The sequence below is a fragment of the Sandarakinorhabdus sp. genome (assembly GCF_032115815.1).
GTDB lineage: Bacteria > Pseudomonadota > Alphaproteobacteria > Sphingomonadales > Sphingomonadaceae > Sandarakinorhabdus.
Map to the genome: position 1 here is coordinate 1 of NZ_JAUMBI010000240.1, position 10,924 is coordinate 10,924.

9 protein-coding genes and 1 tRNA gene are annotated in these 10,924 nt (G+C 65.0%); 3 read left to right on the forward strand and 7 right to left on the reverse strand.

Annotation, left to right across the window (positions count from 1 at the left end; all coding sequences use genetic code 11):
* Nucleotides 1–279: glutathione S-transferase N-terminal domain-containing protein (locus tag RT662_RS13680; protein ID WP_313671248.1), on the reverse strand; the 279-nt coding region annotated here is incomplete at its 3' end.
* A 98-nt stretch (nucleotides 280–377) separates the two neighbouring features.
* On the opposite strand from RT662_RS13680, the gene RT662_RS13685 reads away from it, so the two are divergent.
* Together RT662_RS13685 and RT662_RS13690 are read left to right on the forward strand one after the other, a co-directional pair.
* Nucleotides 378–959 carry a ferric reductase-like transmembrane domain-containing protein gene (locus RT662_RS13685; protein ID WP_313671249.1) on the forward strand — a complete coding sequence of 194 codons (582 nt, stop codon included), beginning with the start codon at nucleotides 378–380 and terminating at the stop codon, nucleotides 957–959.
* 2 nt (nucleotides 960–961) lie between these two features.
* Nucleotides 962–1,255: a PepSY domain-containing protein gene (locus RT662_RS13690; RefSeq protein ID WP_313671250.1), complete on the forward strand. Its 294-nt coding sequence runs from the start codon at nucleotides 962–964 to the stop codon at nucleotides 1,253–1,255.
* A 114-nt stretch (nucleotides 1,256–1,369) separates the two neighbouring features.
* Here RT662_RS13690 and RT662_RS13695 read toward each other — a convergent pair whose 3' ends face one another.
* The 6 genes from RT662_RS13695 to RT662_RS13720 all read right to left on the reverse strand — a co-directional run bounded on the left by RT662_RS13695 (nucleotide 1,370) and on the right by RT662_RS13720 (nucleotide 10,442).
* Entirely contained in the window at nucleotides 1,370–1,723 is a 354-nt protein-coding gene (locus tag RT662_RS13695; protein WP_313671251.1) for a hypothetical protein, read from the reverse strand.
* A 167-nt stretch (nucleotides 1,724–1,890) separates the two neighbouring features.
* Entirely contained in the window at nucleotides 1,891–6,444 is a 4,554-nt protein-coding gene (gltB, locus tag RT662_RS13700) for a glutamate synthase large subunit (protein ID WP_313671252.1), read from the reverse strand.
* Nucleotides 6,441–7,058, reverse strand: coding sequence for a DUF2059 domain-containing protein (locus RT662_RS13705; protein WP_313671253.1), 618 nt, complete (start codon nucleotides 7,056–7,058; stop codon nucleotides 6,441–6,443). The genes gltB and RT662_RS13705 overlap by 4 nt, the downstream gene beginning before the upstream one ends.
* A gap of 22 nt (nucleotides 7,059–7,080) precedes the next feature.
* Nucleotides 7,081–8,505 (reverse strand): NAD(P)-dependent oxidoreductase, encoded by a 1,425-nt coding sequence (locus RT662_RS13710; RefSeq protein ID WP_313671254.1) that lies wholly within the window; start codon nucleotides 8,503–8,505, stop codon nucleotides 7,081–7,083.
* A 150-nt stretch (nucleotides 8,506–8,655) separates the two neighbouring features.
* Nucleotides 8,656–9,462 carry an undecaprenyl-diphosphate phosphatase gene (locus RT662_RS13715; protein ID WP_313671255.1) on the reverse strand — a complete coding sequence of 269 codons (807 nt, stop codon included), beginning with the start codon at nucleotides 9,460–9,462 and terminating at the stop codon, nucleotides 8,656–8,658.
* The gene (locus RT662_RS13720) at nucleotides 9,459–10,442 is read right to left on the reverse strand and encodes a complex I NDUFA9 subunit family protein (RefSeq protein ID WP_313671256.1); all 984 of its coding nucleotides are present in this window, start codon (nucleotides 10,440–10,442) and stop codon (nucleotides 9,459–9,461) included. Before RT662_RS13720 ends, RT662_RS13715 begins: the two co-directional genes overlap by 4 nt.
* A 142-nt stretch (nucleotides 10,443–10,584) precedes the next feature.
* Here RT662_RS13720 and RT662_RS13725 point away from each other — a divergent pair.
* Nucleotides 10,585–10,671, forward strand: a tRNA-Leu gene (locus tag RT662_RS13725).
* Nucleotides 10,672–10,924 lie beyond the last annotated feature (253 nt).

The following is a 10,924-nucleotide window of genomic DNA, read 5'->3' on the forward strand; positions in this document are numbered from 1 at the left end:
CAGGCGCCGGGTTTCGGCGCGGTCTTCCGGGGTGGAGCCGATCAGCGGCGTGCGTTCCAGCGTTTCCTCGATATGTTCAAGAATTGCGGTCGAATCAGACAGCACCAGCGTGTCGCGCTGGAGCACCGGCGTCTGCCCGGCGGGATTGAGCGCGGTGAAACCGGCCCGTTTTTCCCACGGCCGTTCCTGCACCAGTTCGTGCGTGACACCCTTCACCGCCAGCGCGAAACGCACCTTGCGGCTGAACGGACACAGCGTGAAATGATAGAGACGCCACATTGTCCGCCTTGTCATAATCATCTTTGCCGTCTTGGGAAGGCCGCAGCCGACCAACAGGCTTGTTGCAAATCGTTCGCAACAACTCTAGCACTGCAAGGATGAACCGGCGTCTCGCCCTGTTGGCCCTGTGGGCGGTGCTGATGGCACCGCTGGCCGGGCTGTGGTGGCAGGCGGCCAGCCCCGATGCCGACCTGGATGCGCTGGTGGCCGATACCGGCAATTGGGCGATGGCTTGGCTGGCCATCGCCGTGGTGATGACACCGCTGGCCAAGCTGTGGCGACCGCTGGCGCGCCTGTTGTGGCTACGCCGCGCGGTGGGGCTGGCAGCGTTTGGGGCGAGCCTGTTGCATCTGTGGCTGTATGTGCTGGCAATGCGCAGCTTTGCCGAACCGGGCGGCGAATGGGCATTGATCTGGGACGAGGCCTTCACCCCCGGCATCCTCACCGGCTGGATTGCGCTCGCGCTGATGCTGCCGCCGGCATTGGCCAGCAATGATGCCGCGATGCGCCTGTTGCGCCGGTCGTGGAAGCCGGTGCAGCGCCTGGCCTGGCCAGCGGCGGCGGTGGCTCTGGCCCACATGGCCGTGGTGCATGATGCGTTCAGCCTGGCCATGGCAGTTGCCGGCATCGTTGCCGGGCTGCAACTGGTTCGATTTTTCCCTGCAACCCGAAAGGTATGACGATGCGCGTAATGATGATGGCGGCTCTGGCCGCAACGATGATGGCCGGCCCGGCGCTGGCCACCGGCAAGATCAAGTGCAACGTCGCGGCGGCCGACATGAAGCCGATCGAGGCGCTTAAGGCCGAACTCACCAAACAGGGCTGGACGGTGGCCAAGGCCAAGGTCGATGGCGGCTGCTATGAAGTTTACGGCGTGATGCCGGAAACCGGCCGTGTCGAAGCCTATTTCGATCCGGCGACGTTCGAGAAGCTGTATGTCGAGCAGCGCGGCAAGGTGCTGTTCAAGAAGGGCTGAACAAAGAGGGCGTCACCCCGGCGAAAGCCGGGGCCCATCGCCCACACCATCCAGCAGCGCTCACGTCGAGGCGCACGGGAGATGGGCCCCGGCTTTCGCCGGGGTGACGTGCAATTATGTCTTCGCCGGACGCGACTTCGCGAGAACTTTGGGCTTCGCCTTGGCCGGCTTGGCCGCCTTTGCCTTCAGCGCTGCCACTTCGGCTTCGAGCTCGTTGATGCGCAGCGCCTGACGGACGACAATGTCCTGCAGGGCGCTGGTATCCGGGCTCACGGGCGGCGGCTCCGCAGCCTTGGGCGGTTCCGGCGGGGTCGGCGCCTTGGCGGGTTCCGGCGTCACGATCTCGGCTTCCACCACCGTGTCGCGGTCGCGGAATATGCCGCTCTCACGCGCCTTGCGGATCAGCGGGGCAGCCGCCACCGCCATCTGCATCAGGCTGTCGATCAGCGGATCATTGCTCTTGGCCATCATCGGGTCCTTCAACTGTTATAGTCAAATATAGCAGCGAAGTTGCCGGTTTCAAGAACACCAACCCCGTCACCCCGGCGAAAGCCGGGGCCCATCGCCCCAACGCGGAACAATTCGACACGGTCGGGAGATGGGCCCCGGCTTTCGCCGAGGTGACGCGTGCTCGATTATTCCGCCGCGATGCTGGCCGGGCTGTCGTTCAGCGGATGCGTCAGTCGGCTGATCATTTCCTTCGGACACACCTGCCAGATCGCCCCGCGAGTGCGATCCCATTCGGCGAGCAGGCCGGCGGCCCATTTCGAGCCGGTTTCGGCGGCATGCTCCTCGATCAGCGCGTGAACATGCGCTTCCCAATGCGCCGATTCCAGCCGCTGCACGATCACGCTTTCGCGGTTCACCCGCCGCTCGAACTGGCCGTCGCGGTCCAGCACAAAGGCCATCCCGCCCGACATGCCGGCAGCGAAATTGTCGCCCGTTGGTCCCAGGATCACGGCGGTACCGCCAGTCATATACTCGCAGCCATTGGCGCCGCAGCCTTCCACCACCACGGTGGCGCCGCTGTTGCGCACGGCAAACCGCTCGCCCGCACGGCCGGCGGCGAACAATTTGCCGGCCGTCGCGCCATAAAGCACGGTGTTGCCGATGATGGCATTGTCCTGGCTGGCCAGCGGGCTGGACGGGAAGGGCCGCACCACGATGGTCGCGCCGGAAAGCCCCTTGCCGACATAGTCATTGGCCTCGCCGAACACTTCCAGCTTCACGCCCTGCACGGCAAATGCGCCAAGCGATTGCCCGGCCGAACCGCGCAGCCGGATGTGGACATGGCCAGGGCTGAGCGCCGTCATGCCGAACCGCCGCGTGATCTCGCCGGAAAGCCGCGTGCCCACGGCGCGGTGCGTGTTGCGCACCGTATAAGCCAGCTGCATCTTCTCGCCGCCTTCGAACAGATGGCCGGCATCGCGGATCATTTCCGCGTCCAGGCTGTCCGGCACCGGGTTGCGACCATTGCCCAGGCCCCAGCGCCGCATCGCATCGGGCGCATCGACCTTGGCCAGGATTGGGTTCAAGTCGAGATCATCCAGATGCTCCGCCCCGCGGCTCATCTGGCGCAGCAGTTCGGTGCGACCGATGACTTCGTCCAGGCTGCGGAAGCCCAACCGCGCCAGGATCTCGCGCACTTCCTCGGCGATGAAGCTCATCAGGTTGATGACCTTTTCCGGGCTGCCGTCGAACTTGCCGCGCAGGGCTTCGTCCTGCGTGCAAACGCCCACCGGGCAGGTGTTCGAATGGCACTGGCGCACCATAATGCAGCCCATGGCGACCAGGCTCATGGTGCCGATGCCAAATTCTTCTGCACCAAGGATTGCGGCGATCACCACATCGCGGCCGGTCTTCAGGCCGCCATCGGCGCGCAGCTTCACCCGGTGGCGCAAGCCATTGAGGGTCAGCACCTGGTTGACTTCGGATAGGCCCATTTCCCACGGCGTGCCGGCATATTTGATGCTGGTCTGTGGGGAAGCGCCGGTGCCGCCGACATTGCCGGAAATCAGGATGGCATCGGCGTGCGCCTTGGCCACGCCGGCCGCCACCGTGCCGATGCCGGCGCTGCTCACCAACTTCACGCAGACGCGGGCGCGGGTGTTGATCTGCTTAAGATCGTAAATCAGCTGCGCCAGATCCTCGATCGAGTAGATATCGTGGTGCGGCGGCGGCGAAATCAGCGTCACGCCTGGCGTCGAGTGGCGCAGCTTGGCGATCAGTTCGGTCACCTTGAAGCCGGGCAGCTGTCCGCCCTCGCCCGGCTTGGCGCCCTGGCTGACCTTGATCTCGATTTCCTCGCAGGCGTTCAGATATTCCGCCGTCACGCCGAACCGGCCAGACGCCACCTGCTTGATCACGCTGTTGCCGTTGTCGCCGTTAGCATAAGGCTTGAAGCGGATCGGATCCTCGCCGCCTTCGCCCGAAACCGCCTTGGCGCCAATGCGGTTCATCGCGATCGCCAGCGTCTCGTGGGCTTCCGGCGACAATGCGCCGAGGCTCATGCCCGGCGTCACGAAGCGCTTGCGGATCTCGGTGACGGATTCGACCGCTTCGATGGCGACGGCCTTGGTGCCGGGCACGAAATCCAGCAGATCGCGCAGCGAAATCGGCGGCAGCGCCTGCACGCCGCGGCTGAACTTCTGATAATCGGAATAGGAATCGCGGCTCACCGCCGTCTGCAGCAGGTGGATCAGCTGGGCATTCCAGGCATGCGCCTCGCCATTGGCGCGCCAGCGATAGAGGCCGCCGACCGGCAACGCGATCACATCCTCGTCCCACGCCTTTTCGTGGCGCAGCTGAGCGTTGATGAACAGCGATTCAAAGCCCTCGCCGGATATCTTGGCCGGCATGCCGGGGAAGAAATCATTCACCAGCGCACGGGACAGGCCAACGGCTTCGAAATTGTAGCCGCCGCGATAGGAGGAGATCACCGCGATCCCCATCTTGGCCATGATCTTGAGCAGGCCGTCGTCCACCGCCTTCTTGTAACGGGCGATGCACTCGCCCAGCGTCAGGCCGCCGAACAGCCCGCGCGTGTGGCGATCGGCGATGGCTTCCTGCGCCAGATAGGCGTTCACCGTCGTGGCCCCCACGCCAACCAACACTGCGAAATAATGCGTGTCGAGCGCTTCGGCGGCGCGCACGTTGATGCTGGCATAGGTGCGCAAGCCCTTGCGCACCAGGTGCGTGTGCACGCCGGCCGTGGCCAGGATCATGGCGATGCCGGCCCGTGTCGCGGACTGGTGCTCATCAGTGAGGAACAGCTGCGTCTTGCCCTGCCGCACCGCGGTTTCGGCTTCGGCGCGGACGCGGGCAATGGCGGCGCGCAGCCCGGCCGGGCCGCCGGCGATTTCGAACGTGCAATCGATCTCGGCCACCTGACGGCCGAAATGGCCTTTCAGCAGATGCCAGTCGCGGTTGGACAGCACGGGGCTTTCCATCACCATCACGCCGGCCTGGGTGGCTTCGTCGTCCAGGATGTTGGTCAGGTTCGAAAAGCGCGTCTTCAGGCTCATCACACCGGTTTCGCGCAAGCTGTCGATCGGCGGGTTGGTGACCTGGCTGAAATTCTGCCGGAAGAAGTGCGACAGGTTGCGGGCGTTTTCGGAAATCACCGCCAGCGGCGCATCATCGCCCATGGAGCCAACGGCTTCCTTGGCATCCTCCACCATGGGGGCGAGGATCAGCTCCATGTCTTCAAGCGTCTGCCCGGCGGCGACCTGACGGCGCCTCAGATCATCGCGGCTGAACGCGGCTGCCGGTTCCGGCTTGGCACGGCCGGGCAGATCCTCGAAATTGGTGAAGCCGGCGACCAGCGACGCATAATCCTGCGCACCGGCCACCTTGGCCTTGATCTCGGCATCCGCGTAAAACTTCGACGGCGCGGCATCCAGATCGACCGCGATCATCTCGCCGGGGCCGAGTGCGCCCTTCTGCACCACGTCACCTTCCGGCACCACCACCATGCCGGCTTCGGAACCGGTGATCAGCAGGCCATCGCGGGTAAGGCAGTAACGCATCGGCCGCAGCGCGTTGCGATCAAGGCCCGCAACCACCCAGCGGCCATCGGTCATCGCCAGCGCCGCCGGCCCGTCCCACGGCTCCATCAGCGAGGCGAAGAAGGCGTACATGGCGCGCGTGGCGGGATCGAGGCTGGCATCGCGCTGCCAGGCCTGCGGGATCAGCATCAGCTTGGCCGTCGGCGCATCACGGCCGGAACGCACAAAGGCTTCGAACACCGCATCGAGCGCGGCGGTATCCGACGCGCCGGCCGGGATCAGCGGCTTGATGTCTTCCGAATGCTCGCCAAAGGCGGCGGCAGCCATCTTGATCTCGTGGCTCTTCATCCAGTTGGTGTTGCCGCGGATCGTGTTGATTTCACCATTGTGGGCCAGCGTGCGGAACGGCTGGGCCAGCCACCATTGCGGGAAGGTGTTGGTGGAATAACGCTGGTGATAGATGGCAAAGCGCGAAACGAAGCGCTCGTCGCACAGATCGGGATAGAAGACGCTGAGCGATTCCGCCAGGAACAGGCCCTTGTAGATCAGCGTGCGGCACGACAGCGAGCAGAAGTAGAAGCCCTGGATCTGGGCTTCGATCACCTTCTTCTCGATGCGGCGGCGGATCAGGTAAAGATCCTTCTCGAACCGCTCCTTGGCGTCCTCGCCGTCGGGTTTCGGCCCGGCGATCATGATCTGCTCGATCTCGGGCCGGCTCAGCATCGCCTTGTCGCCGATGCAGCTGATATCCACCGGCACCTGGCGCCAGCCATAGACCTTGTAGCCAAAGCCGATGATTTCGGATTCGACGATGGTGCGGCAGGCTTCCTGCGCCGCCAGATCGGTGCGCGGCAGGAACACCTGGCCCACGGCGAGCAGGCCAGCGACCGGCTTCTGGCCGTGGCGTTCGACATGTTCGTGGAAGAAATCCACCGGGATTTCGACCAATATGCCCGCGCCGTCCCCCGTTTTGCCGTCGGCATCAACGGCGCCGCGGTGCCACACGGCCTTCAGCGCATCGATGGCGGCCGTCACCACCCGGCGCTGCGGCTTGCCATCGGTGGCAGCCACCAGGCCCACGCCGCAGGCATCGCCTTCCAGATCGGGGCGATACATGCCGACATCGGCGATGCGGGCGCGTTCCTCAGGCGAAACGGTGAAGGGCACAGGGCTCTGGGTCATGACTTGCCTGCCTGCTGCGGGTTGCTGTTGAGCGGAGCAAGGGCGGCACCCAGCCGCTTGGCGTTGGCCTGCATGGCGGCATCGATCTTGGCGCCGATCAGGCGGCCGGTGGCATTGGCCAGCTCGGCCGCCACCGCCGGCTCCTTGCGCATCAGCGCCTGCCCGGCGGGCGTGCGGTAAAAGGCCAGGATGCCGTCAAGCTCGGCCTTGGTGAACTGGCGGGCATAGGCCTGGGTGGCGGCGGTCACCACGCTGTTCAGATTCTGGTTAACCACGCCCTGCGCGATTTCGGCCTGGATGGCACCGGCCTTGGCCAGCACCGGATCGAATTTCGCCTTGTTGGCCTGATAAGCAGGGATGAAGCCCGGCTGCTGAGCCAGCATCGCACGGATCACACTGCCCGATTTCATCTGGGCGATGCTGTTCGCCATCTGCTGCTGCAGCTTGGCCTTCACGTTCAGCTGCGCCACGATCGCGGCGGCCGATTGCAGCGTGGCCGGATCCAGCGGACGGGCGGGGGCGGCGACCTTCCTGGCTGGGGTCTGGGCGTGCGCTGCACCGGCAACGGCAAGGGCGACAATTGTGGCGGCAACAGCGGCGATCAACATCTTCATCTGGTGAAATCCTTAAAATTGGTCAGGCCGCTGCAGCCGATGCGGTCACGCGGGCGCGCAGATATTGGTGCATCTGCGCCGCCACGTCACGCCCGTCGCGCACGGCCCACACCACCAGGCTGGCACCGCGCACGATGTCACCGGCGGCAAACACGCCGTCCACGCCGGTCATCATGGTCTTGTGATCAATGCGCACCGTACCCCAGCGCGTCACCGGCAATTGCGGCGCGCCAAACAGCGTCGGCAGGTCTTCGGCATCGAAACCCAGCGCCTTGATCACCAGATCTGCCGGCAGGGTGAAACGGTTATCGGCATCCGGTTCCGGCGAGCGGCGGCCATCGGCGCCGGGTTGGCCCAGCCGCATGCCCTGCGCCGCCACGCCGTTGGGCGTGATCTCTGCCGGTGCGGCCAGCCACACGAACTCCACGCCCTCTTCCTCGGCATTGGCCACTTCGCGGGCGGAACCCGGCATGTTGGCGCGGTCACGGCGATAGAGGCACTTCACGCTGGCGGCGCCCTGGCGGATGGCGGTGCGCACGCAATCCATCGCGGTATCGCCGCCGCCGATCACCACGACATGCTTGCCGGCGGCATCGAACGTGGCGGCATCGGGCAGCACATCGCCAAAGCCCGCCTTGTTGGCAGCGATCAGAAAATCCAGCGCTTCCATCGTCGTGGGGCCATCGGCACCCGGCACTTCGACCTGGCGCGCCTTGTAGACGCCCGTCGCGATCAGCACGGCATCGTGCTTCGCCCGCAGATCGGCGAGGCTGGCATCACGGCCCACCGCAAAATCCTGATGAAAATGCACACCGCCGGCTGCCAGCCGCTCGACCCGGCGCATCACCACCGGCTTTTCCAGCTTGAAGCCGGGGATGCCATAGGTAAGCAGGCCGCCGGCACGATCGTGTCGGTCATAGACATGGACGTCATAGCCCTTCACGCGCAGCGCTTCGGCGACGGTGAGGCCGGCCGGGCCGGCGCCGATGATGGCCACGCTCTGACCTGAACGGTCGGCGACGGGCTGCAACGGCTTCACCCAACCCTGTTCCCAGGCATTGTCGGTCAGGAACTTCTCCACCGAACCGATGGTGACGCTGCCGAACCCGGGCTCGATCACGCAATTGCCTTCGCACAGGCGGTCCTGCGGGCAGATGCGGCCGCAGATTTCCGGCATGGCGTTGGTTGCAGCAGATACCTCATAGGCTTCCTGCAGGCGGCCTTCCGCCGTCAGCTTCAGCCAATCGGGGATGTTGTTCTGCAACGGGCAATGCACCTGGCAGAAGGGCACACCGCACTGGCTGCAGCGCCCGGCCTGCTCCTCGGCCTTGGCGAGGATATAGGGGCGGCTGATTTCCAGGAAATCATGGGCACGCTCATCGGCTGACCGCTTGGCCGGGTAGGCCTGGTCACGCTCGACGAACTTCAGCAATTTTGTTGCGGCCATTGGCGCCTATCCTTTCGTTCGGATGCGCGAAACCACAACCGCTGGGGGTTGTCACGTGAAAAACAGCAAATAGGGCAATAAGTCTGCCCTAAATCCGGGCAACCTGTGCGATTCGGTCGATTTTGTCGGCATTTTATGCCCGCATCGGCCCTATCGCATCGCCAACCACACCAGCGCGGCACTGCCGGCGATGATTCGGTACCAGGCGAACGGGGCGAATCCGAAGCGGCTGACCAGCGCGACAAACCCCTTCACCACCGCCAGCGCCACCACGAAGCTGACGGCAAAGCCGATGCCGATGGCCGACAGGTTGGACGCATCAAGGCTGTCGCGGTTCTTCCACAGCATCAGCACGGTGGCGCCCGATATCGTCGGCACCGCCAGGAAAAAGCTGAACTCGGCCGCGGTCTTGCGGTCCACCCCCAGCATCAGCGCCGCCATAATGGTGGCGCCCGAACGCGACACACCCGGGATCATGGCAACGCACTGCCCCAGCCCGATCAGCAGCGAATTGCGCGGGGTCAGTGCTTCGACGCCGAACACCCTGGGCTCGCCCATGCGCTTTTCGATCACCAGGATCGCGATGCCGCCCACGATCAGCGACACGGCGACCGTGGTGGGGCTTTCCAGCATGGCTTCCACCGCCTTGATGAACAGCACGCCCATGATCGCGGCCGGCAGAAAGCCCAGGAACACGTTGCGGATGAAAGCAAACGCCGTCGGTTCCCGCACCAGCAACCCGCGCGCCACGCCCATGAACCGCCCCCAATAGGCGACCAGCACCGCCAGGATGGCGCCCGACTGGATGGCGATATCGAACGTCGCGCCCGCTTCACCCGAAAAGCCGAGCAGTTCGCCGGCCAGGATCAGGTGCCCGGTCGAGGACACCGGCAGATACTCCGTCAGCCCTTCGACAATGCCGAGCAGGATGATGGTGAGCAGATCGGGCTGGTTCACGCGGCCGCTTTCGCAAAGCGACCGCCACGGCGGAAACGCATCATCATTTCCGGGATGAACCCAGCCAGCGGCGTTGGCGTGACGCCAAGGTCTTTCAGGCCGGGCATGCCTGGCGCACAGACATTGCCCTTCTTCAGCATCGCCAGCTGATCGCTGTTCATCGGCATGAACGGCAAGATATCACCCATCTTCGCCAGCAGTCCCGACGTGAAGTCCGACAGCGGCACCACCGGCCGATCAAGCCCGGTCAGATCGGAGATCATCCGCAGGATCGCCGTGAAGCTCAGCACATCCGGCCCGCCCAGTTCAAACGTCCGCCCGCGCGCATCGCCCGATTGCAGCGCCGCCAGCACCGCATCGGCCACATCACGCACATAGACCGGCTGGAACAGGCTATCCCCGCTGATCGCCGGCAGGAATGGCGCCATGCGCGCCATGCCGGCAAAGCGGTTGAAGAACTGGTCTTCCGGCCCGGCCACCAGGCTGGGGCGCAGGATGGTCGCGAACGGCAGCGCGGCCAGCACCTGTTGCTCGCCTTCGCCCTTGCTGCGGGCATAGGCGATGCGGCTGCTGGCATCGGCGCCGATGGCAGACATCTGCACATAGGCCTTCACACCGGCCGCCGCCGCAGCCCGCGCTGCCCGGCCGGCACCTTCGGCCTGCAGATCGGCAAAACGTTGATCACCGCTTTCGGCGAGGATACCCACCAGGTTCACCCCCGCCGCCGCGCCCGCGAAAGCAGCGGCCATGTCGGCATCGGAACGGACATTGCCGGTCACCATCTGGATCTGGCCCAGATCACCCAGCGGCTTCAGGTACAGCGCGCTGTCGGCATGGCGGGAGACAACCCGCACCCGGTAGCCGGCCCGGGCCAGCGCCTCCACCACGTAGCGGCCGATGAAGCCGGCGCCGCCAATCACGGTGACCAGCGCGCCGACGGGCAGCGGAGAGGCAGGGTTTGGGCTGTGAAGATCAGTCATGCCGGCGATTTAACCGCTGGCGCCGCCCTTGTCTTGGCTCATCTTGCCCCACGGCAGCGCTGCCGGCGGAAAAATCGCCTCTGGCGGTGTCGGGCGATTGACAACCCCCGATTCCCCCCATATCTGCCGCCGCCTACCCCGTGCCCAGATGGCGGAATTGGTAGACGCACCAGCTTCAGGTGCTGGCGCTCGCAAGGGCGTGGAGGTTCGAGTCCTCTTCTGGGCACCATCTTTTTTTGGTAAAGGCTTGCCGGGGTTTAATAAACCCCGGCCGCTTTGTGTTCGTTCCCCAAATGGTTCCCCAAATCGGGAGAGCGCTAGGCGAGAGCCAGTCGCCAGTTGGCGCGCTCAGGCCAGCATTGCCTCGCCAAGCACGTTTGCCGGCGGCGCCACCATTTGCAGACTCATAGCGCGGATCACGCCCATCACGGTTTCCAGTTGCAGATGGCCGCCCGGCGAGAGGGACCGATAGAGAATTTCCC